The sequence below is a fragment of the Caulobacter sp. GW822-FHT07D08 genome (genome assembly GCF_058798735.1).
Genome location: NZ_JBXAKU010000005.1, coordinates 19269 through 45003 on the forward strand (window position 1 = coordinate 19269; position 25735 = coordinate 45003).

Consider the following 25735-nt stretch of genomic DNA (forward strand, 5'->3'; position numbering starts at 1 on the left):
CGTCGCCCCCCTTCGCGATCGACTCCAGGGCGCGAAGCCCAACCTCAGATAGCCGCAAGTCAATGTCGGGCCCTGTGGCTTTCCTTGAACGGCCTGTACAAAAATCGAAAGGACCCGGACGGTCATTCGGTCTATGAGCGCCGTCCGATGACCAGCCTCCACGCCTTCGTCCGCGGCAAGACCCCCCTCCGGCCCATCGACGCGCTGCGGGGCGGAGGCGGCGCGGTGCTGGGCCTGCTGTTCGCCGGGCTTCTGGGACGGCTGGCGGTGGGCGGACAGGATTGGCTGCATCCGCTGCTGGTGGCGCCGATCGGAGCGTCGGCGGTGCTGGTGTTCGCCGTGCCGGCCAGCCCGCTGGCCCAGCCGCGCGCGGTGCTGGGCGGCAATATCGTCTCGGCCCTGGTCGGGATCACGGTGGCGATCCTGGTCCCGCAGACCCTGATCGCCGCGCCGCTGGCCGTCGGCCTGGCGATCGGAACCATGATGCTGCTGGGCTGCCTGCACCCGCCGGGCGGGGCGGTGGCGCTGATCTGCGTGATCGGCGGCCCCAAGGTCGCCGAGGCCGGCTATCTGTTCGCGCTCAATCCGGTGGCGGCCGATAGCGTGCTGCTGACCGTCGCCGGCATGGCGTGGGGCCGGCTGACCGGACATTCCTATCCGCACCGCCCGCCCGCGCCCGCCGTCAGCCCGCACCACACCCAGGACCCCGCCCCCGGGCGCCGCGTGGGCTACAGCCCGGTCGACCTCGACCAGGCCCTGGCCCGCTACGGCGAACTGCTGGACGTCAGCCGCGAGGACCTGGACGCTCTGTTCCGCCAGGTCGAGCTGTCGGCCGCCCAGCGGCTGCACGCCCAGATCCTGTGCGGCGACGTGATGTCGAAGGACGTCATCAGCCTGCACCACGACCAGTCGGCGCAAAGCGCCCTGGCCTATCTGGCCGAGCACGACCTGCGCGCCGCCCCGGTGGTCGACGCCGACAACCGGGTGATCGGCATGGCCCGCCGCGCCGAGCTGCAAGCCAGCCGCCGCCGCACCGTCGAGGCGGCGCTGGATCCGTTCGTGCACAAGGTGATGGAGACCACCCCGATCGCGGCCCTGCTGCCGATCCTGTCCAGCGGCCGCGCCCACGAGGCCATGGTGGTCGACGGCGAGCGGCGGCTGATCGGGGTGATCACCCAGACCGACCTGATCGCGGTGCTGTACCGCGCCCACGTGGTCGAGGCGGTGGTGGGGGCTTAGGCGCGAGCTTTCAGGGCCTTGGCCACGACCGGGGCCAGGGCCTCGCCGATCTTCCTGGCGCCGACCGCGTTGGGGTGGACGCCATCCCGCTGCAGCAGGGCCGAATTACCGCCCACCCCGGCCAGGATGTTGGCGTAGAGCGGAACCCCGAACTCACGCGCCAGGCTGGGATAGAGGGCGTTGAACTCGCGGGCGTAGGACGCCCCGATGGCCGGCGGCGCGCCGACGCCGACCAGCACCGCGCCGATGCCGCGGCTTTTAAGCTTCCGCAGGACGCCGCGCAGATTGGCCTTGGTCTGGGCCGGCTCGACGCCTTGCAGCAGGTCGTTGCCGCCCAGCGCCACCACGCAGACCCGGGTGTCGGCCGCGACGCTGAAGCCGACCCGCGCCAGCCCGCCGCCGCTGGTGTCGCCCGAGACGCCGGCGGCCCGGACCACGGCCGAAACGCCCAGCTTGCCCAGCGCCGCCTGAAGTTGGGCCGGCATGGCGTCGCGCGCCGGCAGGCCCAGGCCCGCGGTGATCGAGTCGCCTAGTACGGTGACGATCTCGGGCTTGTTGGGGGCCTTCGGCGCGGCGGCGATCTGGGTCAGGAGGCCCAGGCCGAGCAAAATGCGGCGGCGGCTGGGAAAACGCTGTGCGGTCGGGCTCATGCCTTCCTATGTAGTCAGGCTGCCGGCCGAACAAGGACCGGCCTTACAGGAAACACCATGACCGACGACGCCTCGCCCCTGGTTCCCCCCCTGGTTTTGAGCGCCGTCGCCCTAACCCTGCCCTCCTCCGCCGGACCCGTGAACATCCTGCGCGGCGTCGACCTGGTGGTGAACGCCGGCGAGCGCGTGGCCGTGGTCGGGCCGTCGGGCTCGGGCAAGTCGTCGCTGATCGCGGTGGGAGCGGGGCTGGAGGAGCCGACCGCTGGGACGGTGCGGCTGTTCGGCCAGGACCTGGCGACGCTGAGCGAGGACGGCCGGGCCCGCCTGCGGCGCGGCCGGGCGGCGCTGGTGTTCCAGGCCTTCCACCTGCTGCCCAACATGACCGCCGAGGAGAACGTCGCCACGCCGCTGGAGATCGCCGGGACGCGCGAGGCCCTGCCGACCGCCCGCGACTGGCTGGGCCGCGTGGGCCTGTCCGGACGCCTGACCCACTATCCGCACCAGCTGTCGGGCGGCGAGCAGCAGCGCGTGGCCCTGGCCCGCGCCCTGGCCGCGCGGCCGGCTTTGCTGTTCGCCGACGAGCCGACCGGGAATCTTGATGGCGCGACGGCCGCGTCCGTGGCGGACCTGATGTTCAACCTGGTCTCCGAGGTCGGGGCCGCCCTGGTCATGGTCACCCACGACCCAAGTCTCGCCACCCGCGCCGACCGCATCGTGCGGATGGCCGACGGGCGCATCGCCTCGTGAGCCGGGCGCCTCTCGCCTTCCGTCTCGCGGCCCGCGAGCTGCGCTCGGGCGTGCGCGGTTTCCGCATCTTCCTGGCCTGCCTGGCCCTGGGCGTGGCCGCCATCGCCGCCGCCGGCTCGACCGCCGAGGCCTTCCGCCAGGGCCTGGCCAGCCAGGCGCGCGAGATCCTGGGCGGCGACCTGTCATTCTCGGTCGAGAACCGCGACTTCACCGACAAGGAGCGCGCCGCCTTCGACAGGCTGGGCGTGACGACCTACGCCGCCGTCGCTCGCGCCATGGCGCAGGCCCCCAGCGGCGAGCGCCGCCTGGTCAGCCTGCGCGGCGTCGACGCCCGCTTCCCGCTGGCCGGGAGGGTGACGCTTGAGGGCGCGCCGAACCTGGCCGCCGCCCTGGCCGACCGCGACGGCGTCCCCGGCGCGGCGGTCGAGCCGGCGCTGCTGGACCGCCTGCACCTGAAGATCGGCGACCGGTTCGAGGCCGGCCCGATGACCCTGGTCGTGCGCGCCCGGCTGGTCAGCGAGCCCGACGGCCTGTCGCGCGGCTTCTCGATGGCGCCGCGCGTATTGGTCCGTAGCGAGGTGCTGGAGCGCTCCGGCCTGCTGGCCCCCGGCGGCCTCACCAGCCGCACCGTCCGCGTGGCGCTGAAGCCCAGCGAGGATCCCCGCGCGATCGGCAAGGCCGTGCAGGCCGCGCTGCCGGAGTCCCACCTGCGGGTCCGCGACCGCCTGGACGCTGCGCCGGGCGCGCGGCGGCTGATCGACCAGCTGGAATATTTCCTGGGCTTCATCGGCCTCGCCTCCCTGGTGGCCGGCGGCCTGGGCGTGGCCGGCGCGGTCTCGGCCTATCTGTCGACGCGCGAGCCCGCCATCGCGGTGCTCAAGGCCCTCGGCGCCGAGAGCGGGCTGATCCGCGACCTGCACCTGATCCAGATCGGGGTGCTGGCCCTGCTGGGCGTCGCCATCGGCCTGGCGGTCGGGGCCGTCGCGCCGCTGGTGCTGGGTCAGCTGGCCGGCTCGAGCCTGCCGATCCCAGCGCTGTTCAAGGTCTATCCCTGGCCGCTGGCCAAGGCCGGGCTGTTCGGGATCCTGGCGGCGGCGGCCTTCTCGCTGATCCCGCTGGCGCGCGCCCGGGTCACGCCGCCCTCGGCCCTGTTCCGCCGCGCGCCCAAGGCCCGCCTGCCGCTGGGCCTGGAGACCCTCGGCGCGGTCGTCGCCGGCGTGGGCCTGGCCGCCCTGGCCGTCGCCACCGCCCCGACCCCGATGGCCGCGGCGATCATGATCGCCGGCGTCGCCGTCGCCTTCGGCCTGCTGACCGTGCTGGGCCGCTCGGCCGCCTGGCTGGCGGGCAAGGCGCGCGGCCTGACGCGAGGCCCCGTCAAGCTGGGCCTGGCCAATCTGGCGGGTCCCGGGTCGGCGGCGCGGACCGCCAGCCCGGCCATCGGCCTGGGCGTCGCCCTGCTGGCCTGCGTGGTGCTGATCCAGTCGGCGCTGCTGGCCCAGGTCAGCGACGTGGCCCCGCGCACCGCCCCGGCCATGGTCTTCACCGAGATCCCCGGCGACCGCGCCACCGCCTTCGACGCCGCCGTGGCCAGCGTCATCGGCCCGCTGCGCGAGGACGCCTATCTGCGGATGCCGTTCGCCACCGGCCGGATCATCGCCCTGAAGGGCAAGCCGGTCGACGTCAAGACCATCAAGAGCTCGGAACGCTGGGCCTTCGACAACGACCTCAGCCTGTCGCTGCTGGCCAAGGAGCCCAAGAGCGCCGGCGTGGTCTCCGGCCGCTGGTGGCCCGCCAACGACGCCGGCCCGCCCAAGGTCGCCCTCAGCGCCGAGATCGCCCAGGCCGCCAACCTCAAGGTCGGCGACAGCATCACCGTCCTGGTGCTGGGCCGGGAGATCGAGGCCAAGGTCGCCGTGCTGCGCAAGATCGACTTCGGCGGCTTTGGCCCCAGCTTCAACCTGATCTTCAACCCCGCCACGCTGGAGGGCGCGGAGCTGCGCAGCGTCGCCATCGCCCGCCTCAGCCGCACGCAGGAGGCGGCCCTGACCCGCAAGCTCGGCGAGGTGTTTCCGGGCGTCAATGTGATCAGCGTGCGCGAGCAGCTGGACGCGGCGGCGGCCCTGTTCGACCGCCTGGCGCTGGCCGTGCGCGGTGCGGCGGCGGTCGCGGGCCTGGCGGGCCTGCTGGTGCTGGCCGGGGCCATCGCCGCCGGGGCCAGGGCTCGGGCGCGCGAGGCCGCGACGCTGAAGGTGCTGGGCGCCACGCGCGGCCAGATCCTGGTCGCCTACGTCATCGAATATGGCGCGGTGGGCCTGATCGCGGGGGCGGCCGGCGTCGCGTTCGGCTTCGCCGCCGCCTGGCCGGTGGTGGTCAAGGTGTTCGAGGCCAGCTGGAGCGTCGACTGGAGCGGGGTGCTGGCGCTGCTGGCCGGCGCGACGGGCCTGGCGACCCTGGGCGGGCTGATCGCCGCCAGCCTGGCGCTGTCGCAACGTCCCGCGCCGGTGCTGCGGGGCGACTAGGCGGCTCGGCCGGCTTGGCCTCGCCCGTCGGCGCCAGACCTTGCCGAACGCTGAACGCGCGACCATCGTTCGCCCGCCACGTTATCCATAATGAGGAAGCGCCCGATGCTCGTCGTCCATCACCTCAACAATTCGCGCAGCCAGCGCGTGCTCTGGCTGCTCGAGGAGCTGGGCGTTCCGTACGAGGTCAAGCGCTACGAGCGCGACGCCAAGACCATGCTGGCGCCGCCGGAGCTGCGGGCGATCCACCCGCTGGGCAAGTCGCCGGTCATCACCGACGACGGCAAGACGATCGCCGAGACCGGGGCGATCGTGGAGTACATCATCGAGACCTACGGCCAGGGCCGGCTGATCCCGGCCGCCGGCGGTCCCGAGCGGCTGCGCTATACCTACTGGCTGCACTATGCCGAGGGCTCGGCCATGACGCCCCTGCTGCTGAAGCTGGTCTTCACCGCCCTGCCGGAGCGCGCGCCCGGCCTGCTGAAGGGCCTGGTCAGGTCGATCGCCAGCAAGGCCCAGCAGGGCTTCGTCGACCCGCAGCTCAAGGCTCATGTCGACTACTGGGAGGCCGAGCTGACCAAGACGCCATGGTTCGCCGGCGCCGAGTTCACCGCCGCCGACATCATGATGAGCTTTCCGCTGGAGGCCGGCGCGGCGCGGGCCGGGGCGGGCGACCGCCCGCACGTGAAGGCCTTCCTGGCCAAGATCCACGCCCGCCCCGCCTACCAGCGCGCGCTGGAGAAGGGCGGGCCCTACGCCTACGCGTAAGGGGCGCTGCGTGGCGCAGGCCGTGGGCCGGGATAGAGCGCCCCGTCACCCTAGTCCCCAGCTCCCCTTTCGTCGCGCCCTGAAAAAACCGCCAGAGGTCTGGCGGCCCTCAAGGGTGAAGCCGACACGACCTAGTCTGATTTCCCCCAGGGGCGTGAATCCCTGACTGACGTTTTTAGAGAAGGAAGAGGAAAGGCGTCGGCCCGCCGGTCGACCGCAGTCGCTACGGGCTCGTTAGAATCCCCCAATGAACTAGCTGATGCGCAGGCACCCCTGCTTTCAAGGCCATGCTCCCTACAGCGGAGCGTTCGTGCTCATTCAGCCTAATGGACAGCTCAGATATCATAGTCTCCAGGCCATTAGCCATGGAGTCGCTGCCATGTCGCGAAGCGCTCAGATAGTCGTATATTGTATCAATGACTTGATCGGGAATTGAGTTCTCAGCGAACCTCTGAGGCAAGTAGGCTGGTGGTTGATTATCCAGGGAAAAGGGATTTGCCACGTCTCCAATTTTAAATGAAAACTGACGTGACTTCGATTTTTCTATATCTAACCGTATGCTTTTGATCTGTTCGTATAGATCATCGAGCAGCTTGTCGCGAGGGTCCGCATCAACTCGAAGCTTCTGTCGACCTCTAGCGTGGGTGAGGGGATTGGAGACTGTGAAGTTGGGGCTCTCAATCGTCGAGAGATGCTGGGAGAGCTGCACTTTCAGTCCTTCGAACGACCGAAAGTCGTCGCGATCAAAAAAGATCGCCCGGTGTTGGGCGTTGTCGAACGGCAACGATGTCCCAACGGCAGCGATATGGATCACGGGCTTGGCCAAAGCGTGCCGGACGCCGAGCTCGTAGAGCACGTTCGCGTTCAGAAAGGTGAGATCCGCGATGCAGACGTCGTCTTCCATCACGCGTTCGAAGATCGCATCGTTGATCATGGCCGGATCCGCGATCGTGTCGGCCCGGCTGACGATGTAGCCTGCGCCTTCGAACACCGGCTTGATGGCGCCGTGTAGCACCCAGTCGGCGTGCCTGCGCTCTGGGCTGCCGTCGCCGCCGATCGGCGTGATGACGAAACACCGCTTTGGCTTCGGCGTCGTCTCCTGAGCGGTCTTCTCGGCCAAGTGGAATCCCCCGTCGTGCTCACCTCGGACCTATGAACCATGCCGCATTGCGGGCCTGCAACGGCGCAAGGCCGCACCTCCGCAAGAATGCAAAGGTCTGTTGTAGTGATTGACAACGCGGCGGCGCGTTGTTATCTACAACAACATGAACGCGGCGCTCCTTCTCGACGAACGCCAGATCCTCAGCCCGACGGCCTTCGTCGCGTTGAAGGTGTGGAGGGTTCCGGCGCCGGTGCGCGGCTCTAGCCACGATCTGAAGTACTCGTTCGTCCTGGTCGAGAACGGCCAATCGGTCGTCCGCTATGACAACGAGGCCGGCAAGGGCGACCACAAGCACCTGCCGACCGGCGAAGTCAGCGTCACGTTCACGAGCCCCGCCCAGCTGCTCAATGAATTCTGGGCCGACGTCGATCAGTGGAGGTCGAAATGAACACCGTCACGCTCTCGATCGGGGGCAGAGAGAAAATCAACAGCCGCGCCCTGGCCGCCCTGAGCGGCGAGCGGCAGGGCGCGCACATCACGTTCGAGTCTCTGGACGTCCTGTGGTCGACCATGACGAAGAAGCGCTGGGAGTTGCTGCAGGCCATGTGTGGGCAGGGCGGCCTGACCTATCGCCGGCTGGCGGAACTGGTCGGCCGCGACGTGAAGGCGGTTCACACCGACGTCGGAGCGCTGATCCTCGCCGGCCTGGTCGAGAAGTCTGCCGACGGCGGTGTCGTGTTTCCCTACGATCGGATCCACGTCGACTTCTGGATGCAGACGCCATCGGCCGCGTAGTCGAGCAGGTCGGGAGCGTTCCGCACTTGAAGTCGAAACGTCAACATCGTCGCCAGCGCCTACTATCGGTATAGGGGCTCACATCCCGGGGGACGCGATGATCGAGAAGACGAAACACCCTCGCCAATTTCTCTGGCTGACATCCGTAGCCAAACCGGTCGCTGACCCCAAGCTGGCCGCCCCCCTTGCGTCTACCGATCTGGCTGCCTATCCTCCCAGCCCCCGGTTGTGAGCGCCCTCGACCGGAAGAATTTCCTCCCAAAGGCGTCCGAGCTAAAATCCGCAATGGAAAAAGTGCCGATGACCGTCGGTGGGTATCAAACCCTCGACGAAGAACTGAAGCGTTTGAAGACCATCGAACGACCGTCCGTGATCGCCGCGATCGCAGAGGCGCGTTCGCATGGCGACCTGTCGGAAAACGCCGAGTATCACGCGGCAAAGGAGCGTCAGGGCTGGATCGAAGGCCAGATCGCCGAGATCGAGGACAAGATCGCGCGCGCTCAGGTGATCGACGTGTCGAAACTGTCGGGAAAGCAGGTGAAGTTCGGCGCCACCGTGTCGGTGGTCGACGAGGACACCGAGGACGAGGCCCGCTACCAGATCGTCGGCGAGCACGAGGCCGACGTGAAGTCGGGCCGGATCTCGGTGTCGTCGCCGCTGTCGCGCGCGATGATCGGCAAGGAGGTCGGCGAGGTGGTCGAGGTCAACACGCCCGGCGGCACCAAGGCCTACGAGATCCTCAAGGTGGAGTGGCTGTAAGGCGGTCCGCCGCCCCAGCCGCGCCATAAATCGAGTACAATGAAGCGAGGCTGCTTTTTGGAGCGGCCTCGCTTCGTTTGCGTGTTCCCGGGGTCGCCACTTGGCCGAAACGCCGAAACCTCCCTTGAAAGTGTGGGCCGTGTCCGACGGGCGCGCCGGCATCGAGGCCCAGGTCGTGGGCCTGTCGGAGGCGATCGCGCGTCTGTTCCCTTGCGAGGTCACCGTCAAGCGCGTGGGCTGGACCGGCGCCATCGGCCGCCTGCCGTGGTGGCTGAACCTCTTGCCCAAGCGCTGGCTGACGCCGGAAAGCGGCATCCCCCGGAACAAGGATGACGACTGGCCCGACCTGTGGATCGCCGCCGGCCGCGCCACCCTGCCGCTCTCCATCCGCGCCAAGCGCTGGTCCGGCGGCAAGACCTTCGTGGTCCAGATCCAGGACCCGCGCGTGCCGGCCACCATGTTCGACCTGGTGATCCCGCCCAAGCACGACCGCCTGACCGGTGACAACATCCTGCCGATCACCGGCTCGCCGCATCGCGTGACGCCCAAACGGCTCGAGACCGAGTACGCGGCCTTCGCCGAGGTCATCGATCCCCTGCCCCGGCCGCGCGTGGCGGTGCTGATCGGCGGCAAGTCCAAGGCCTTCGACCTCTCCAGCGAGCGCGCGGCCCAGATCGCCCACTCGATCCAGATCCCGCTGGAGCAGGAGGGCGGCTCGCTGCTGATGACCTTCTCGCGGCGCACGCCTGAGCCGGCCCGCGCCCTGATGACCGCGCGCCTGCGCCACCTGCCAGGCATGATCTGGGATGGGGAAGGTCCGAACCCCTATTTCGCTTTCCTGGCCGCCGCCGACTATATCCTCGTCACCGAGGACTCGACCAACATGGCCACCGAGGCGGCCTCGACCGGCAAGCCGGTGTTCGTGCTGAAGATGGACGGCTCCAGCCTGAAGTTCCGCATGTTCCACGAGGAGCTGGAAAGCCAGGGCGCGGCGCGGCCTTACGGCGGCGCGTTCCACGGCTGGACCTATGCGCCGGTCAACGAGACCGACCGGGCGGCGCGCGAGGTCCTGGCCCGGATCGGGGTGGAGATTCCGAAGCCGGCGGTCGAGGCTCCGGCGGTCGAGGACGCGCCGAAGCCGAAACGAAAGCCTCGGGCGAAGACGGTCGAGGCGGTCAGTGAAGCGCCAGCCGAAAAGCCCGCGCCGAAGCCGAAGAGGCCCAAGGCGACAAAAGCAAAAGCCTGATTTTTGCTGCTTGCGAGCGCGCGAATGTTCGCGTTACGTTCGCAACATGGTTCAACGCCCTACGCCGATACCGATCACCAAGACGGCCCGCAACGAGCAGCGTAAAGCGGTCGCGACCACCTGCAACGCCGTGTCCGTCGCGCTCCTCATCTCGGTGGGCCTTCAACCGCTGATGGCTGGCCATTTCAGCCCCTCGAACTTCCTCAGCGCCGTCGGCACGTTCATTGCCCTGCAGGTCGTTCTCCACTATGTCTTGAAGACGTTGGAGGACTAATGGACCCTTTCCTTCAGTTCACGCTGACGATGCTAGGCGGCGCGGGCATTGCGCTGGTCGTGTTCTGGCTGTCCATGCGCAGCGACCGCCGCTGAGCCTCGCCCTTCTCCAAACATGACCCGCATCCTGTTCGTTTGCGCCGCCGGATCCAGTGTCGGCGGCGGCCACGTCATGCGGTCCCTGACCCTGGCGCGGGCCCTTGAAGCGCGCGGCGCGACCTGCGCGTTCCTGGTTTCGCCCGAGGTCGCCCCCGAGGTCGCCAAGCTGCTGGACGCCTTCGCGCCGGACATGGCCCGAGCCAAGACCGATGACGGCTTCGACGCCCTGGTCTTCGACAGCTACGCCCTGACCGCCGACGACCACCGCGCGGTGGCCAAGGGCCGCCCGACCCTGGTCATCGACGACCTGGCCGACCGGCCGCTGGCCGCCGATCTGGTCCTGGACTCCGGCCCGGCGCGGACGGCGCGGGACTATGACCGCCTGGTCCCGCCGACCGCCAGGCTGCTGCTCGGCCCCGGCTACGCCCCCGTCCGCCCGACCTTCGCAGCCTTGCGCGAGGCCGCGCTGGCCCGCCGCGCCCAGCGCCCGCCGGTGAGCCGGATCCTGGTCTCCCTGGGCCTGACCGACGTCGGCGGAATCACCGGCCGCGTCGTCGACCTGCTGCGCCCGATCGTCGGCGCGGTGACGCTGGACATCGTCCTGGGCGGCGGCGCGCCCAGCCTGCCAGGCCTGCGGGCCCTGGCCGCCGACGACCCGCGCCTGACGCCGCACGTCGACACCCAGCACATGCCCGAGCTGATCCTCGCCGCCGACCTGGCCATCGGCGCCGGCGGCTCGACGACCTGGGAGCGCTGCGTCCTGGCCCTGCCCGCCCTGACCCTGATCCTGGCCGACAACCAGGTCGCGGCGGCCCGCGCGCTGGAAGCGGCCGGCGTCACGACCTGCCTGGCGGTCGAGGCGCCGGACTTCGACGCCACCTTCGTCGACGCGGCGCGGACCCTGCTGGCCGACGCCGACAAACGCGCGGCCCTGTCGCTCGCCAGCGCCGCCGTGTGCGACGGGATGGGCGCGGATCGGACGGCCGAGGCCTTCCTGATCCACGCCCTCGCGAAACCCGCCCTCTAGCGAACGGCGTTCATCTGCCTCTATCTTGGCGGCGATCCAGGGAGGGGCGACATGGCGCAGAAGAAATCGGTGGTGATCACCGGCGTATCGACCGGCATCGGCTGGGGAGCCGTCAAGGTGCTGATCGGCAAGGGCTTTCACGTCTTTGGCAGCGTCCGGAAACAGGCCGACGCCAACCGGCTGCAGGCTGAGTTCGGCGACGCCTTCACGCCCCTGGTGTTCGACGTCACCGATGGTCCGGGCGTCCGCGCCGGCGCGCGCCAGGTCGAGAGGGCTCTGGCCGGCGCGACCCTGGCGGGCCTGGTCAACAACGCCGGCATCGCCGTGGCCGGCCCGCTGCTGTACCTGCCGATCGACGAATGGCGCCAGCAGCTGGAGGTCAACCTGACCGGCGTGGTCATCGTCACCCAGGCCTTCGCGCCCCTGCTCGGGGCCGGCGGCGCGCAGCCGGTCAAGGAGCCCGGCCGCATCGTCAACATCTCCTCGGTCGGCGGCCGCAACGCCAACCCGTTCATGGCCCCCTACTGCACCAGCAAGTTCGGGCTGGAGGGCCTGTCGGAATCCCTGCGCCGCGAGCTCCTGCCCTTCGGCGTCGACGTCGTGGTCGTCGCCCCCGGCGCGGTCGCCACGCCGATCTGGGACAAGGCCGACGAGACCGACACCACCCGCTACGCCAACACCGTCTACGCTCCCGCCCTGGAGCGCCTGCGGTCCTACATGCTGTCGATCGGCAAGTCCGGCCTACCGCCCGAGACGATCGGCGAGGCCATCCACACGGCGCTGACGGCCGCGCGGCCCAAGGTCCGCTACGTCGTCTCGCCGTCGCCGATGCAGGTGCTGATGACCGAAATCCTGCCCAAGCGGACGCTGGACCGGATCACGGGCAAGAGGCTGGGGCTGATCTAACCCACCATCGACCAGTCCAGCGGCTCGCCGCGCGCGATGTCGCGGGTGGCGGTCTTGCCCAGGACGTTGTCCAGCTCGCCCGGCGGCAGGCCGTTGCCGGGGCGGACCGAGCGGATGTTGGCGCGGGAGAGCGGTTCGCCGGCTTTCACATCGGCGGTGACGTAGAGCGAGCGGCGGAAGAGCAGGCTGCCCTGCTCGGCGCCCAGCACGTCGTAGTGCGCCGCGCCTAGCGAGGCCCAGGCGTTCTTGGTGTCGTCGACCAGGGCTTTAAATTCGAGCGGCTCCAGGCTGAAGGCGGCGTCCGGTCCGCCGTCGGCGCGGGCCAGGGTGAAGTGCTTCTCGATCACGCAGGCGCCCAGGCTCACCGCCGCCACCGAGGCCGCCGTGCCCGGCGTGTGGTCCGACAGGCCGATCGGGCAGCCGAAGCGGGCGGCCATGTCGGGGACGGTCCGAACATTGGCGTCGGCGAACGTGGCCGGATAGCTCGACACGCAGTGCAGCAGCAGCACCCCCGCCGCGCCGGCGCCCAAAGCGGTGTCCAGGGCCGTTCGCATCTCGGCTAGGTTGGCCATGCCGGTCGAGATGATCAGCGGCTTGCCCTTGGACGCGGCGTACTTGATCAGCGGCAGGTCGACGGCCTCGAACGAGGCGATCTTGAAGGCCGGGGCGTCCAGGGCGTCGAGCAGGTCGACCGCGGTTTCGTCGAACGGGCTGGAGAAGATCGTCACCCCGCGCCGGCGGGCGCGCTCGAAGATGGCCGCGTGCCATTCGAACGGCGTGTGGGCCTCGGCGTAGAGCTCGTAGAGGGTGCGCCCGTCCCACAGGCCGCCCTTGATCCGGAACTCGGGCCGGTCGACGTCCAGCGTGATGGTGTCGGCGGTGTAGCTCTGGATCTTGATGGCGTCGCAGCCGGTGTCGGCGGCGGCGTCGACCATCGAAAGGCAGCGCTCGAGGCTGCCGTTGTGATTGCCCGACAGCTCGCAGATCACATAGGGCGGGAAGTCAGCGCCGATCTTGCGGCCGGCGATCTCGATGAAGGGGGCGGACATGGCGGATCACCCGGGAACGTGGTCACCGCCAGTTTAACCCATCAAAAGTGGATGAGGCGTCAATCGATCTGGGGGCGTCTTCGAGTAGCGCCGGAGCGGAATCGCGCCTAGATATCCGCCATGTCCACGACCGCTCCCCGCCAGACCCGTTGCCTGATCATTGGTTCGGGCCCCGCCGGCTACACCGCCGCCATCTATGCCGCCCGCGCGCTGCTGAAGCCCGTGCTGATCGCCGGCATCCAGCCCGGCGGCCAGCTGACCATCACCACCGATGTCGAGAACTATCCGGGCTTCGCCGACGTCATCCAGGGTCCCTGGCTGATGGACCAGATGCGCGCCCAGGCCGAGCATGTCGGGACCGAACTGGTCAACGACATCGTCACCTCGGTGGACCTGTCCAAGCGCCCGTTCATGGTGAAGACCGACAGCGGCCAGGACTGGATCGCCGAGACGATCATCATCGCCACCGGCGCCCAGGCCAAGTGGCTGGGCCTGGAAAGCGAGAGCCGGTTCCAGGGCTTCGGCGTTTCCGCCTGCGCCACCTGCGACGGCTTCTTCTATCGGAATAAAGAGGTGATCGTGGTCGGCGGCGGCAACACGGCCGTCGAGGAAGCGCTGTTCCTGACCAGCTTCGCCAGCAAGGTCACCCTGGTTCACCGCAAGGACGAGCTGCGGGCCGAGAAGATCCTGCAGGAGCGCCTGCTGGCCCACCCGAAGATCGAGGTGGTCTGGGACAGCGTCATCGACGAGGTCATTGGCCAGACTGACCCGATGGGCGTCACCGGCGCGCGCCTGAAGAACATCAAGACCGGCGAGACGACCGAGGTCGCCGCCGACGGCGTGTTCATCGCCATCGGCCACGCGCCGTCGTCGGAGCTGTTCGCCGGCCAGCTGGAGGTTGGTCCGGGCGGCTATCTGAAGGTCAAGCCCGGCAGCGCCTCGACCGCGATCGAGGGCGTCTACGCCGCCGGCGACGTGACCGACGACGTCTACCGCCAGGCGGTGACCGCGGCCGGCATGGGCTGCATGGCCGCTCTGGAGGCCGTCCGCTTCCTGGCCGAGGAAGACCACAAGGCCGCGCACCATCCGATCAGCCACGTCGAGGCGAACAAGATCGGGGTTTGGTGAGGGCGCGCCGACGAAAGTTCTCCCTCCTCCCCCTTCATGGGGGAGGTGGATCGGCGCGGATACGCGACGAGACGGAGGGGGCTAGTCATGCGCCCATGGCGCGGCGCTGCCCCCCTCCACCGCCATTCGGCGGTCCCCCTCCCCCAAGAGGGGGAGGAAAGGCTACCCTGGCCCTCCCCTAATTCAGCGGATTCAGCAGACTCGGCGGCCGAGCCTTCGGTTTCGGCGGCGGCGGCGGCGGCGCGGGCGGAGCGGCGACCACCGCCGGCGCGGGCTCGCTGACCGCCTCCAGCGCCTTGTTGATCCGGGCGATCTCGTCGGCGGTCGGGATCCGCCGCCCCGCCACCGTGCCCTGCATCGTGAGGCGTTCGCCGGTCGGCGAGGTCTCGTCCGGCACGCTGACCAGCTTGGCGTCGGGCAGGGCCAGGTTCGAGACCCCCAGCATCTGGGCCATGGCGCCCGTCGCCACCGGGCTGGCCGGCGTGTTCTGGGCGGCCAGGATCTCGGGCGTCGCGGCCTCCAGGGTGCGCGGGTCGGCGGCCATCAGGATGTCGGCGCTGACCGTCTCGTTGCCGGAATAGCGGCCGCTGAAGGCCTTCAGCGTCCCGGCCGGACCGGTCCAGCGATAGAAGATGTGCTGGCCGAACTGCTTCAGCTTGACCAGGGTCGGCGCCCAGTACGGCGAGACATAGTCGGCGTGGTAGTGCGTCGCCACGCCCACCGGCTTGAACACGAAACCCTTCAGGGCGCGCCGCGCCACCGCCTCGGCGTTGGCCCAGATCACGGGGACGGGCTCGCGCGCCAGCGAGCCGTCGCAGGCGAAGCTGAACTGACAGCCGGTGGCCCGCGCCGCGCCCTCGTAGATCACCCCGCAGATCGACTTCGGATAGCCCGGGTGGCGCATGCGGTTGATCACGGTCTGGGCCACGGCCATCTGGCCCTCGCCCGACTCGAACCCGGCCTCGTAATAGACCGCCTGGGTCAGGCAGTTCAGCGCCTTGGCGCGGGCCTCGGCCGCCCCCGTCAGCACGAACGGCCTGGCGGCCTCCAGGGGCTCCGGAACCGCCGGACGCAGGGCGTTGATCACCCGCGCCTCGTCGAAGTCCGGAGCCCGGTCGCCCAGGCGCGGGATGTCCTTCAGATCGATGACCTCCCAGCCCTCGACGCGACCCCAATAGTCCTGGTGCGGGCGGGGATCATGACGCTTGGCCAGGGCCAGCATGGCGGGGTCGAAGTCCGCGACATAGTGGCGCAGCGCGCGCTCGGTGAAACTGCCCGTCACCCGCATCAGGCCGGCCTCGCGCCCGGATCCGGACGGCACGTAATAGGTCGCGCACGCGGAAAGGCCGCCGACGACCAGCACGGTCGCGGCGGCCTTCCAGGCCAGAGGCGCTGTCAGGGTCTCCACCCCGTCCCGGTCAGCTTACTTGCCGCCCAGGGTGGAGCGGATCATCCAGGCGTGTTTCTCGTGGGCCTGAAGGCGCTGGGTCAGGAGGTCGGCCGTGACCTCGTCGCCGGCGTCGTCGGCGGTCGGGAAGCTGGCGCGCAGGGTGCGGATCACCGTCTCGTTGTCGGCCAGAAGCTCCTTCAGCATGGCTTCCCACTCGTTTTCGGGATTGCCGTCCTTGATGCTGGAGAGATTGCCGAACGCGCCGTAGCCCTGCGGAGCCAGCTCGCCCAGGGCGCGAATGCGTTCGGCGATGTCGTCCAGCGCCGCCCACTCCTCCTGGTACTGCCCTTCCAGCAGGACGTGCAGGGACTGGAAGTTCGGGCCGCGAACATTCCAGTGATAGCCGTGCGTCTTCAGATAGAGCGCGTAGCTGTCCGCCAGGACCTTGTTCAGCGAAGCGGCGATGTCGGCGCGCTGCTTGGCGCTCAGTCCGGTGTTCAAGGTGTCGGTCATCACTGATCTCCCGTGTTGCGTGCTCTAGGTAAGCGTGTCCATGCTCATGGCAAGACATCTTTGCGGGGAGCGAAGGTGGAGAAGAGAGACGCCCCGAACTTGGCTTCCGACGAGCACCGTCGAATCCATACTCTAGTTAGCGCTTGGCTCATCCCTCCGGTTCCACCGCCGGCGTGGCGATGCGTCGTCGCCGCGCTGATCGGCGTGGCCATGGCCGTGCTGATGCGCATCGCGCTGCTGGGCCTGCACGGCGGCGTCGGCGCCACCCAGCCCTTCTTTCCGCCGATCATGCTGGTGACGCTGTACGCCGGCTGGCGCTGGGGTCTGATCCCGGTGGCCGCCGGCGCGGCCTTCGCCGCGTGGCTGTGGAGCGACCAGGGCGCCGTGCCGATGTCCGAGGATGAGCTGACCACCATGGTCATCTATCTGCTCTGCGCGGTCATGGTGCTGGTCGCCGCCGAGGGCCTGCGCGGGGCGATGCGCGGACTGGCCCAGGCGCGGGAGGAGCGCGCCGAGGCCGAGGCCCGCCTGCGCGTCACCCAGACCGCGGCGGGCGTGGGTCCCTGGGACTACGACCTGCTGACCGGCGCGGTCCACATGTCGCTGGCGGCCCGGCGGGGCATGGGCGTTCCGGACGACGCGGTGATCCGCCTGGACGACATCCCCCGCTACATCCACCCCGACGACCGCGCCATGATCCAGGCGCACGTGCGGCGGGCCCTGAAGGACTTCGGGGACTACGAGGTCGAGTACCGCCTGGCCGACACCAGCCAGGGCGAGCGCTGGATCCATGCCCGCGGCGAGGTGGTCCGCGACGAGGACGGCAAGCCGATCCGCATGATCGGCCTGAACTTCGACGTCACCACCCGCCGCCGCGCCGAGGAGAGCGTGCGCGAAAGCGAGGCCCGCTTCCGCACGCTGGCCGACAGCGCCCCAGCCCTGATGTGGGTCACGCGCCCCGGCGGCGTCCGCGAGTTCGTCAACAAGGCCTATGTCGAGTTCGCCGGCCTGGACTACGAGGCGGCGGTGGCCATGGACTGGCGCACGCGTCTCTATCCCGAAGACCTGCCCGACATCCTCAAGGCCCAGGCCCAGGGCGAGGCTTCGCGCAAGCCGTTCCAGCTGGAAGGGCGCTATCGCCGAGCCGACGGCGAATGGCGCTGGCTGAAGTCGTTCTCGCGGCCGCGCTTCGATGCGGGCGGCGACTTCGTCGGCTTCATCGGCATCGCCTTCGACACCACCGACGCCAAGCAGGCCGAGGCCAAGCTGACCGGGATCAACGAGCTTCTGGAAGAGCGCGTCGCGGCGGCCGTGGCCCAGCGCGACGCGGCCCAGGCCGCCCTGCTCCAGTCGCAGAAGCTGGAAGCCATCGGCCAGCTGACCGGCGGGGTGGCCCACGACTTCAACAACCTGCTGACCGTGATCATCGGGGCCCTGGACGTGGTCGAGCGCCACCCCGACGACGAACGCCGGCGCGCGCGGATGGTCGCCGCCGCCCTCGCCGCCGCCAAGCGGGGCGAGAAGCTGACCCAGCACCTCCTGGCCTTCGCCCGCCGCCAGCCGCTGAAGCCCGAGGTCTGCCGCGTCGACCGGCTGATCGCCGAGTCCGAGGGCCTGCTCAAGCGCGCCCTGGGCGACGCCTACACCTTCAACCTGCGCCTGGGCGGCGGGGTTCGCTCGGCCAGGATCGACGCCGGCCAGTTCGAGGCGGCCCTGCTGAACATGGTCGTCAACGCCCGCGACGCCACCCCGCCGGGCGGCGAGGTCACCATCGAGAGCCGCCCCGTCACCCTCACCCGCAAGCAGGGCGAGCTGGAGCCCGGCCAGTACCTGCGCGTGGCCGTGCGCGACACCGGCATGGGCATGGACGCGGCCACCATCGCCCGCGCGGTCGAGCCGTTCTTCACCACCAAGGCGCCCGGCGAGGGCACCGGGCTGGGGCTGTCCCAGGTCTACGGCTTCGCGCGGCAGTCGGGCGGCTCGGTCGACATCGAGAGCAAGCCCGGTCAGGGCGCGACCGTGGCCCTGCTGCTGCCCATCGATGAGGGCGCGCCGGTCGCCGACACCACGCCCGCCGTGGACCACGTCCAGGCCCAGGTCCCCTCGCGCGTGCTGCTGGTCGAGGACGATCCCCAGGTCGCCGAGCTTGTCGACACCATGCTGCGCGACCTGGGCCACTCGGTGGTCCGCGCCGGCGGCGTCGAAGAGGCCCTGACCCGCCTGGCCCAGGACGACGGCATCCAGCTGGTGCTCAGCGACGTGATCATGCCCGGCGGCATGAGCGGCGTCGACCTGGCCGAGACGCTGGCCGCCACCCGTCCGGGCCTGCCTGTCGTGCTGTGCTCGGGCTACACCGGCAGCGACGAGGGCCGGGCGCGGGCGGGCGGCTGGCCCTTCCTGAGCAAGCCGTTCTCCCTGGAGAGCCTGGCCCAGGCCCTGGCCCAAGCGCGGCCGCATTGAGGCTCGTCGGGCAAGGCCTATGAATTTCCATAGATTGCGGCGCGCGGCGGCGGATCGGTAGGATAGATTTCTGATCAAGCTCGGAGCCGCCTGACGTGACGCCCGGCCCTGCCGACCCACCCCGCGGCCGCGCGAACTCAACCTATGGCGATTTCACCGCGCACGATGGCTTTGGCGATCGCTTCACCGAGGGTCAGAGCGCCAAGCTTCTCTCGGGCGTTGCGCAGGTGCAACTCGACGGTGACACGGGAAACGCCCAGAGCTTCAGCAACGGCGTCTTGGCGCTTGCCTCCGGCGAGATAGCGCAGACAGTCGCGTTCTCGCGCCGTCAGCGGCTTGCGGCCAGACCATTCGCGCCAGACCTGCCGGATAGAGGCGTTGTGGAAGATGTGCGCGATGCTGACCAAGATCGCACCGTGCTCCTTAATGACCATGCCGAACTCCCGCTCGCCCATCGACGAGCCGAGATTGATGGCGCCGACCGGCGAAAACGGGTCCTGAGGGCTGCTAAGCGGCACGCACAGGGTCGAGACCAATCCGGCCTCGGCGCCCCGCAGGGCCGTCGTCCGTTCCGCGTCGGCGATGCGCTCGATCTGGCTGGCGCCCCAGCGATAGGGCGTCAGGCGCCGCGCCTGCACCCGCATGACATGGACGTCGCTTACCGCCAGGTTCTGGTCGACATAATAGCCCATCCAGTCGTCGCTCATGGTCGTGAGAAACTGAACGCCGGCGCCTTCCAGGTCCGCCGCCTCCGGATCGAGGATGCCGTAGTTTATGGTGTCCAGGCCCAGCACGGCGAGGCCGCTGGTCAGCGCGGAAAAGCGCTCGGTCACGCTGGTCGCGCGCGCGAGGTCGCTGATCAGCCGCTCGCTATCGAAACCATTCATGCCACTCGCCCCCGCGCCGGATCAGACAGTCGTTCAGTGACGTCCGCGCGACAAGGCGGAACGGCGATATCCGGCGCGATCAAATGGCGGCGCCCCCGACTTAAGCCTCTCATTCTACCCTGGAGCGATCACCTTGGCTGACTATCACGGCGCTTCGGGCGCGGACACGCTGGACCAGGTCGCTCTAGGTATCGCCGACTGGAGCAGCATCTATGGCGAGGCTGGCGACGACCTCATCACCATCAGGAACGCCACGGCCATCGGCGGCGCCGGCAACGACACCATCCGCGGCGCGACGACGGGCTCGGGGATCGCCTATTGGACCTCCACCTCGGGCGTGACGATCAATCTGGCGACGGGCACGGCGCAGGACGGCCTGGGCGGCACGGACACGCTCAGCGGCATCCTCACGGTCCAGGACTCCAACTACAGCGACACGATCAGCGGCAGCGCCGCCAATGAAACCTTCTGGCTCAGCGCCGGCAGCGACACGGTCGTCGGCGGCGGCGGTTCGGACACCGTCATCTTCTATGGCCGCAAGTCCAGCGACGCGACGATCACCTACGATGCGGCCAGCAAGACCTTCACGGTCAAGAAACACTTCGCCAACGGCGACAACGGCGTCACCACGCTAACGGGGATCGCCAGCATCCAGTTCACGGGTCCCGGATCGGACAACGTCACGATCCGCGCCAGCAACTATCTGCAGAACGGGCAGTACGTGTTCGGCGACACGCTCTACGCCAACACCTCCACCATCGCCGGAGCCCAGCAGTTCCTGGTCGCCGACTTCACGGGCGACGGCAAGGCCGACCTGTTCGTGCCGACGATCGACTTCGCCTCCAACTACAACGCCAAGGGCCCCGAGCTGCTGTTCGCGGGCGACGGACAGGGTCACTTCGCCGACGCCACCGCCACGACGCTGCCCTCGACGGCCGCCGGCTACTTCGTGGCGCGTGTGCTCTCCGGCGACTTCAACAACGATGGTCGCCCAGACATCTTCGTGTTGGAGTCGGGACCCGACCGCGAGCCCTTCCCCGGCGGCCAGAACCAGTTGTTCCTGTCCGCCGCCAACGGAAAGATGGTCGACGCCAGCGCCAACCTGCCGCAGATCAAGATCTTCTCCCACGGCGGCGCGGTAGGCGACATCAATGGCGACGGCAATCTTGACGTCGCCGTCTTCGCCCTACACGCCTATTCCTCGAAAACTCCGGTCGGCCCGGCGCTGCAGATCCTGCTGGGGGACGGCAAGGGCGGCTTTACCTTGGACACCGCCAGCCTGCCCAAGCCATACCAGGGCACGAACTATAACGCCGGCAACACCTGGGGCGCGCTGATCGACGTCAACAATGACGGCCGGGTCGACCTGATCGCGGGCACCTGGAACGCGGCCTCGCGTCCCAGCGAGGTCTATCTGAACGACGGCAAGGGGTTCGGCGCCAGCACGGCCATGGCTCTGCCGGCCTCGGGCGTCAGCAACGAGTCGATCATGCAGGTCACGCCGATCGACCTGAACGGCGACGGCCTGATCGACCTGGCCCTGTCGGTGACCAATGGCGGCGCCAGCGGCTCCAACGACTTCTACACCGTGCCCTACATCCAACTGTTGGTGAACGACGGGAATGGCAAGTTCCATGACGAGACCCAGCAGCGACTCGCCCAGAGTTCAGCGACGCCGGCCGGAACGAACCTGCCGCTGACCTGGTACAAATTCCTTCAGGCGACCGACGTGAATGGCGACGGCTTCAAGGATCTGCTGGCAAGCGGAGACAACGGCACGGGCTCGGTGATCTTCCTCAACGACGGCACGGGACATTTCACGCGATTCTCGGCGGCGTTGCCGAGCCTGGCCACGGCCCTGACCGACGCCACGGGCAAGGTCTACGCCTTTGCGGCCGAAGAAAACGGGGTGATCAAGACGATCGCCAACGACCTGCCCTCGGCCGCGCCCGTCTTGGCGGCCTTCAACAACATCCTGCGCGAAACCACGCCGACCGCCGTCCACCTGGATCTGCGCAGCCAGGCGCTCGTCGGCGTCGGCAGCGGCCAACAAAGCCTGGCCCAGGCGACCGCCCAGATCGTCAAGGCCGCCAGCGCGACGACCTCCGTCGCGACCCTGGCCTATGAGTTTTTCACCGGAAAGATCCCCAGCCTGGCGGGCATCGACTTCCTGATCTCGCCGACCGGGCCGAATTCGACGAACCTGAACAGCGCCTACTACGCTCAGTTCAACACCGTGAACCGCTACATCAATTTCGCGGTCAACCTCGGCAAGAACGGCGAGGCCAAGGACTCGTTCCTGGCCAAGTACGGCGCGCTGTCACTCTTCGACGCCACGAAGGAAGCCTACAAGATCATCTTCGGCGCCACGCCCACCGACGCCAAGGTCCACACCCTGATCGACACGCGGGTCGACTATCTGGCCTTCTACGGCGGCGACGGCGCGACGGGCATCGGGACCAAGGCGGCGATGGTCGGCTTCCTGCTGGCGGCGGCGGCCACCGAGAACGTCGGGATGTACGCCAAGGCCAACGAGGCTTTCCTGAACGACCTGGCCGACGGCGCGACGTTCGCCGTCGACCTGATCGGGGTCTACGGCAAGGCCGAGTACGCCTATGGGGGCTAGCGTCTTCGGTCACGGATCCTCGCCAGCCTTGCGGTGATCTCCGGCGCCATCGCCGCATCCAGGTCCGTTCGCGAAAACCCGACAACCTCCACCGTGACTCCGCGCGCCTTCCCCCCTAGGCTCCGCTTCCGCGCGTACGGATTGCGTCTGAGGGGGTATTGGGAATGGATCGTCGGCTGACGGCGCTGGTCGCCTTGTTGTTGATGTCGGGCTCGGCGCTGGCGCAGACCGCGCCGCCCGCTCCCGCCCCCGCCGCCGATGCGGCAAAGCCGGACAAGCCCGAGAAGTGGAACGTCAACGCCCCGCCCGGCGTGGCCACCCGCGAAGTGCGCATCACCGTCGACAACGGCACCTGGATGAATGTCGACGTCTCGCGCGACGGCAAGCTGATCGCCTTCGACCTGCTGGGCGACATCTACACGATGCCGATCGCCGGCGGCACGCCGAAGCGGATCGCCGAGGGCCTGGCCTATGACCACCAGCCGCGCTTCTCGCCCGACGGCAAGCGCATCGCCTTCACCTCGGACCGCGGCGGCGGCGACAACATCTGGGTGATGAACCTGGACGGCAGCGACAAGCGCCAGGTGACCAAGGAGGACTTCCGCCTGCTGAACCAGCCCAGCTGGAGCCCGGACGGCCGCTTCATCGTCGCCAAGAAGCACTTCACCACCGGCCGCTCGCTGGGCACCGGCGAGGTGTGGATCTACCACGTCTCGGGCGGCGGCGGCGTGCCGCTGGTCAAGCGCGCCAGCGAGGTGCTGCAAAAGGAGCTGGGCGAGCCGATCTACGCCGCCGACGGCAAGAGCATCTTCTACGTCCGCAACGTCACCTCGGGCCCGATCTTCGAATACGCCCAGGACTCCAACACCGACCTGTTCGACATCGAGCGCTACGACCTGGAGACCGGCGAGGTGACCACCGTCGTCTCGGGCGTCGGCGGCTCGGTGCGCCCGACCCCGTCGCCGGACGGCAAGAAGATCGCCTTCGTCCGCCGCGAGCGCGCCAAGTCCAAGCTCTATGTGAAGGACCTGACCTCGGGCGAGGAGCGCAAGGTCTATGACGCCCTGGACCAGGACGTGCAGGAGACCTGGGCGGTCACCGGCGTCTATCCGAACATGGCCTGGACGCCCGACGGTACAAGCGTGGTGTTCTGGGCCGGCGGCAAGATCCGCCGCGTGGCGGTGGCCGACGGGGCCAATAGCGTCATCCCGTTCAAGATCGACGACACCCGCGTGGTCATCGACGCCATCCACCCGAAGGTCGAGATCGCCCCCGACAAGTTCCAGACCAAGATGCCGCGCTGGGCCAGCGTCTCGCCGGACGGCAAGTCGGTGGTGTTCGAGACCCTCGGCAAGCTGTGGATCAAGCCGACATCGGGTGGGGCTCCACGCCGCCTGGTGACCAGCGACGAGGCCGAGTTCGAGCTGTTCCCGTCGTGGTCGCGCGACGGCAAGACCATCGTCTTCGTCGGCTGGACCGACGCTGGGCTAGGCCACATCCGCACCGTCTCGGCGGCCGGCGGCGCGGCCAAGGACGTCATGAGCCAGCCGGGCCACTTCGGCGTCCCGCGGTTCTCGCCGGACGGCAAGACCATCGTGTTCGAGCAGCGGCGCAGCGGTGGGCTGACCTCGTCGCGCTGGTCGCAGAACCCGGGCGTCTATCGCGTGGCCGCGACCGGCGGGACCCCGGTGCGCATCTCCCGTGAAGGATCCGAGCCGCAGTTCGGCGCGTCCAACGACCGCGTCTTCATGCTGATGTCCGAGAAGGGCAAGCGCCAGCTGGTCAGCACCAACCTCGACGGCGAGGCCAAGCACGTCCACGCCAGCGGCGAGCTGGTCAACGACTACCAGGTCGCGCCCGACGGCCAGAACGTGGCCTTCCGCCAGAACTACGAAGCCTTCGTCATGCCGCTGCTGCCGGGAACGCAGGACGTCTCGGTCGACCAGAAGGGCGGCCCCCTGCCCGTCACCCGGGTCAGCGCCGAGGGCGCGGACTTCATCAACTGGTCGAACGGCGGGGCCCAGATCCACTGGAGCATGGGCCCGACCCTGTTCACGGCCAGCACCGAGGCGCTCTACGCCAACGCCCCGGCCGTTGAGGCTCCAAAGGACGCCCCCAAAGACAGCGCCAAGGAGTCTGGCAAGTTCAAGCCGGTCGCCACGGGCCTGTCCCTGTCGATGGAGGTCGCCGCCGACAAGCCGACGGGCGTGGTGGCCCTGACCGGCGCCCGCATCGTCACCATGGCCAGCAAGGACGGCGGGATCATCGACGACGGCGTCATCGTCATCAACGGCGACCGCATCGTCTCGGTCAGCCCCAAGGCCAGCGCGGTCATCCCCGCCAACGCCAAGCTGATCGACGTGGCCGGCAAGACCATCATCCCGGGCCTGGTCGACGCCCACGCCCACGGGCCGCAGGGCGAGGATGACCTGGTGCCGCAACAGAACTGGTCGTCGATGGTCAACCTGGCCATGGGCTCGACCACGATCCACGATCCGTCGGCCCGCGCCGCCGAGATCTTCGTCGCGGGCGAGATGCAGCGGGCCGGCAAGATCCTGGCCCCGCGCACCTTCTCGACCGGCGAGATCATCTACGGGGCCAAGGCGCCGGAGGTCTATGCCGAGATCAACACGCTGGACGACGCCCTGGCCCACGTGCGCCGGCTGAAGTCGCAGGGCGCCCACAGCGTCAAGAACTACAACCAGCCCCGTCGCGAACAGCGCCAGATGGTGGTGATCGCCGCCCAGAAGGAGGGGATGGAGGTCGTGCCGGAGGGCGGCTCGCTCTACAGCATGGACGTCAGCCTGGTGCAGGACGGCAATTCGACGCTGGAGCACAACCTGCCGGTCGAGCACTTCTACGACGACATCGTCAGCCTGTGGTCGCAGACCAAGACCAACTACACCCCGACCCTGGTGGTGGCCTATGGCGGCCTGGCCGGCGATCCCTACTGGCGCCAGCACATGGACGTCTGGAAGCACCCGCTGCTGTCCAGGCACGCCCCGCCGGCCCTGCTGGCCGCCCGCAACGTCCGCCGCGCGTCCGCGCCGGAAGAGGACTATGTCGACGGCGCCACGGCCCGCGAGGCCAAGAAGCTGGCCGATCGCGGTGTGCAGGTGGCCATCGGCGCCCACGGCCAGCAGGCGGGCCTGGGCCCCCACTGGGAGCTGTGGTCGTTCGTGCGCGGCGGCTGGACCCCGGTGGAGGCCCTGGCGGCCGGCACCATCAGCTCGGCCCGCAGCCTGGGCTACGACAAGGACGTCGGCTCGCTGGAGCCCGGCAAGCTGGCCGACCTCCTGGTCCTGGACGCCGACCCCACGGTCGACATCCGCAACAGCGACAAGATCAACCGCGTGATGCTGGGCGGCCGGCTCTACGACCCGACGACCTTGAACGAGGTCGGCACGGGCAAGCGCACGCGTCAGCCCTACTGGTGGGAACGCTCGGGCGAAGCCTACGGCGGCAGCCAGCCCGCGGAGTCGACGACCGAGGACGTGGGGTAAGAAGCGGCGGATCTGTTGGCTTGAAACACCGGCTGGCCGCTCGGCGGCC

General features: G+C 69.1%; 21 protein-coding genes. 15 read left to right on the forward strand and 6 right to left on the reverse strand.

What is annotated here, in order from left to right:
• Window positions 1-147: 147 nt before the first annotated feature.
• The gene (locus AC1RJ9_RS11105) at window positions 148-1239 is read left to right on the forward strand and encodes an HPP family protein (protein ID WP_492836944.1); all 1092 of its coding nucleotides are present in this window, start codon (window positions 148-150) and stop codon (window positions 1237-1239) included.
• On the opposite strand, the gene AC1RJ9_RS11110 is transcribed toward AC1RJ9_RS11105, so the two are convergent.
• On the reverse strand, window positions 1236-1889 hold the full coding sequence (locus AC1RJ9_RS11110; protein ID WP_492836945.1) for an arylesterase: 654 nt from the start codon (window positions 1887-1889) through the stop codon (window positions 1236-1238). The two genes, AC1RJ9_RS11105 and AC1RJ9_RS11110, sit on opposite strands and share 4 nt — an antisense overlap.
• Before the next feature lie 57 nt (window positions 1890-1946).
• On the opposite strand from AC1RJ9_RS11110, the gene AC1RJ9_RS11115 reads away from it, so the two are divergent.
• From AC1RJ9_RS11115 to AC1RJ9_RS11125, 3 genes are all read left to right on the forward strand, one after another.
• On the forward strand, window positions 1947-2636 hold the full coding sequence (locus AC1RJ9_RS11115; protein ID WP_492836946.1) for an ABC transporter ATP-binding protein: 690 nt from the start codon (window positions 1947-1949) through the stop codon (window positions 2634-2636).
• A complete protein-coding gene (locus AC1RJ9_RS11120; RefSeq protein WP_492836947.1) occupies window positions 2633-5155 on the forward strand; it encodes an ABC transporter permease in 2523 nt (840 codons plus the stop codon). Before AC1RJ9_RS11115 ends, AC1RJ9_RS11120 begins: the two co-directional genes overlap by 4 nt.
• A gap of 105 nt (window positions 5156-5260) precedes the next feature.
• The gene (locus tag AC1RJ9_RS11125; RefSeq protein ID WP_492836948.1) at window positions 5261-5923 is read left to right on the forward strand and encodes a glutathione S-transferase family protein; all 663 of its coding nucleotides are present in this window, start codon (window positions 5261-5263) and stop codon (window positions 5921-5923) included.
• A 223-nt stretch (window positions 5924-6146) separates the two neighbouring features.
• On the opposite strand, the gene AC1RJ9_RS11130 is transcribed toward AC1RJ9_RS11125, so the two are convergent.
• On the reverse strand, window positions 6147-7043 hold the full coding sequence (locus AC1RJ9_RS11130) for a hypothetical protein (RefSeq protein ID WP_492836949.1): 897 nt from the start codon (window positions 7041-7043) through the stop codon (window positions 6147-6149).
• A 145-nt stretch (window positions 7044-7188) separates the two neighbouring features.
• Here AC1RJ9_RS11130 and AC1RJ9_RS11135 point away from each other — a divergent pair, with 145 nt between their 5' ends.
• The 7 genes from AC1RJ9_RS11135 (at window position 7189) to AC1RJ9_RS11165 (ending at window position 12130) form a co-directional block, all read left to right on the forward strand.
• On the forward strand, window positions 7189-7473 hold the full coding sequence (locus AC1RJ9_RS11135) for a toxin-antitoxin system TumE family protein (protein ID WP_492836950.1): 285 nt from the start codon (window positions 7189-7191) through the stop codon (window positions 7471-7473).
• On the forward strand, window positions 7470-7820 hold the full coding sequence (locus AC1RJ9_RS11140; RefSeq protein WP_492836951.1) for an HVO_A0114 family putative DNA-binding protein: 351 nt from the start codon (window positions 7470-7472) through the stop codon (window positions 7818-7820). Before AC1RJ9_RS11135 ends, AC1RJ9_RS11140 begins: the two co-directional genes overlap by 4 nt.
• A 285-nt stretch (window positions 7821-8105) precedes the next feature.
• Window positions 8106-8579 (forward strand): transcription elongation factor GreA, encoded by a 474-nt coding sequence (gene greA, locus AC1RJ9_RS11145; RefSeq protein WP_492836952.1) that lies wholly within the window; start codon window positions 8106-8108, stop codon window positions 8577-8579.
• Between the two features lie 100 nt (window positions 8580-8679).
• Entirely contained in the window at window positions 8680-9825 is a 1146-nt protein-coding gene (locus AC1RJ9_RS11150) for a mitochondrial fission ELM1 family protein (protein ID WP_492836953.1), read from the forward strand.
• Window positions 9826-9871: 46 nt separating this feature from the next.
• A complete protein-coding gene (locus AC1RJ9_RS11155; RefSeq protein WP_492836954.1) occupies window positions 9872-10099 on the forward strand; it encodes a hypothetical protein in 228 nt (75 codons plus the stop codon).
• A 114-nt stretch (window positions 10100-10213) separates the two neighbouring features.
• Entirely contained in the window at window positions 10214-11224 is a 1011-nt protein-coding gene (pseG, locus tag AC1RJ9_RS11160; protein ID WP_492836955.1) for a UDP-2,4-diacetamido-2,4,6-trideoxy-beta-L-altropyranose hydrolase, read from the forward strand.
• Window positions 11225-11275: 51 nt separating this feature from the next.
• A complete protein-coding gene (locus AC1RJ9_RS11165) occupies window positions 11276-12130 on the forward strand; it encodes an SDR family NAD(P)-dependent oxidoreductase (protein WP_492836956.1) in 855 nt (284 codons plus the stop codon).
• Here the strand turns inward: AC1RJ9_RS11165 and pseI are convergent.
• Entirely contained in the window at window positions 12127-13179 is a 1053-nt protein-coding gene (pseI, locus tag AC1RJ9_RS11170) for a pseudaminic acid synthase (protein WP_492836957.1), read from the reverse strand. The genes AC1RJ9_RS11165 and pseI overlap by 4 nt on opposite strands.
• 120 nt (window positions 13180-13299) lie before the next feature.
• Between pseI and trxB the strand changes: the two genes are divergently transcribed.
• The gene (gene trxB / locus AC1RJ9_RS11175; RefSeq protein ID WP_492836958.1) at window positions 13300-14307 is read left to right on the forward strand and encodes a thioredoxin-disulfide reductase; all 1008 of its coding nucleotides are present in this window, start codon (window positions 13300-13302) and stop codon (window positions 14305-14307) included.
• Between the two features lie 178 nt (window positions 14308-14485).
• Here trxB and AC1RJ9_RS11180 read toward each other — a convergent pair whose 3' ends face one another.
• Together AC1RJ9_RS11180 and AC1RJ9_RS11185 are read right to left on the reverse strand one after the other, a co-directional pair.
• Complete coding sequence (locus tag AC1RJ9_RS11180; RefSeq protein WP_492836959.1) at window positions 14486-15715, reverse strand: cell wall hydrolase; 1230 nt, start codon at window positions 15713-15715, stop codon at window positions 14486-14488.
• A gap of 15 nt (window positions 15716-15730) precedes the next feature.
• Entirely contained in the window at window positions 15731-16210 is a 480-nt protein-coding gene (locus tag AC1RJ9_RS11185) for a Dps family protein (protein WP_492836960.1), read from the reverse strand.
• A gap of 60 nt (window positions 16211-16270) precedes the next feature.
• On the opposite strand from AC1RJ9_RS11185, the gene AC1RJ9_RS11190 reads away from it, so the two are divergent.
• Window positions 16271-18670 carry a hybrid sensor histidine kinase/response regulator gene (locus tag AC1RJ9_RS11190; RefSeq protein ID WP_492836961.1) on the forward strand — a complete coding sequence of 800 codons (2400 nt, stop codon included), beginning with the start codon at window positions 16271-16273 and terminating at the stop codon, window positions 18668-18670.
• A 137-nt stretch (window positions 18671-18807) separates the two neighbouring features.
• Here AC1RJ9_RS11190 and AC1RJ9_RS11195 read toward each other — a convergent pair whose 3' ends face one another.
• The gene (locus AC1RJ9_RS11195; protein WP_492836962.1) at window positions 18808-19557 is read right to left on the reverse strand and encodes a helix-turn-helix transcriptional regulator; all 750 of its coding nucleotides are present in this window, start codon (window positions 19555-19557) and stop codon (window positions 18808-18810) included.
• Window positions 19558-19690: 133 nt separating this feature from the next.
• Between AC1RJ9_RS11195 and AC1RJ9_RS11200 the strand changes: the two genes are divergently transcribed.
• Together AC1RJ9_RS11200 and AC1RJ9_RS11205 are read left to right on the forward strand one after the other, a co-directional pair.
• A complete protein-coding gene (locus tag AC1RJ9_RS11200) occupies window positions 19691-22183 on the forward strand; it encodes an FG-GAP-like repeat-containing protein (protein WP_492836963.1) in 2493 nt (830 codons plus the stop codon).
• Window positions 22184-22347: 164 nt separating this feature from the next.
• A complete protein-coding gene (locus tag AC1RJ9_RS11205) occupies window positions 22348-25686 on the forward strand; it encodes an amidohydrolase family protein (RefSeq protein ID WP_492836964.1) in 3339 nt (1112 codons plus the stop codon).
• The last annotated feature ends 49 nt before the right edge of the window (window positions 25687-25735 follow it).

Excerpts from the sequence above, each read along its gene's own strand:
- AC1RJ9_RS11115 (WP_492836946.1), top strand. The coding sequence starts at position 1,947 with ATGACCGACGACGCCTCGCCCCTGGTTCCCCCCCTGGTTTTGAGCGCC.
- AC1RJ9_RS11125 (WP_492836948.1), top strand. The coding sequence starts at position 5,261 with ATGCTCGTCGTCCATCACCTCAACAATTCGCGCAGCCAGCGCGTGCTC.
- AC1RJ9_RS11140 (WP_492836951.1), top strand. The coding sequence starts at position 7,470 with ATGAACACCGTCACGCTCTCGATCGGGGGCAGAGAGAAAATCAACAGC.
- AC1RJ9_RS11185 (WP_492836960.1), bottom strand. The coding sequence starts at position 16,210 with ATGACCGACACCTTGAACACCGGACTGAGCGCCAAGCAGCGCGCCGAC.
- AC1RJ9_RS11155 (WP_492836954.1), top strand. The coding sequence starts at position 9,872 with ATGGTTCAACGCCCTACGCCGATACCGATCACCAAGACGGCCCGCAAC.
- trxB (WP_492836958.1), top strand. The coding sequence starts at position 13,300 with ATGTCCACGACCGCTCCCCGCCAGACCCGTTGCCTGATCATTGGTTCG.
- AC1RJ9_RS11205 (WP_492836964.1), top strand. The coding sequence starts at position 22,348 with ATGGATCGTCGGCTGACGGCGCTGGTCGCCTTGTTGTTGATGTCGGGC.
- pseI (WP_492836957.1), bottom strand. The coding sequence starts at position 13,179 with ATGTCCGCCCCCTTCATCGAGATCGCCGGCCGCAAGATCGGCGCTGAC.
- greA (WP_492836952.1), top strand. The coding sequence starts at position 8,106 with ATGGAAAAAGTGCCGATGACCGTCGGTGGGTATCAAACCCTCGACGAA.
- AC1RJ9_RS11165 (WP_492836956.1), top strand. The coding sequence starts at position 11,276 with ATGGCGCAGAAGAAATCGGTGGTGATCACCGGCGTATCGACCGGCATC.
- AC1RJ9_RS11195 (WP_492836962.1), bottom strand. The coding sequence starts at position 19,557 with ATGAATGGTTTCGATAGCGAGCGGCTGATCAGCGACCTCGCGCGCGCG.
- pseG (WP_492836955.1), top strand. The coding sequence starts at position 10,214 with ATGACCCGCATCCTGTTCGTTTGCGCCGCCGGATCCAGTGTCGGCGGC.
- AC1RJ9_RS11110 (WP_492836945.1), bottom strand. The coding sequence starts at position 1,889 with ATGAGCCCGACCGCACAGCGTTTTCCCAGCCGCCGCCGCATTTTGCTC.
- AC1RJ9_RS11135 (WP_492836950.1), top strand. The coding sequence starts at position 7,189 with ATGAACGCGGCGCTCCTTCTCGACGAACGCCAGATCCTCAGCCCGACG.
- AC1RJ9_RS11105 (WP_492836944.1), top strand. The coding sequence starts at position 148 with ATGACCAGCCTCCACGCCTTCGTCCGCGGCAAGACCCCCCTCCGGCCC.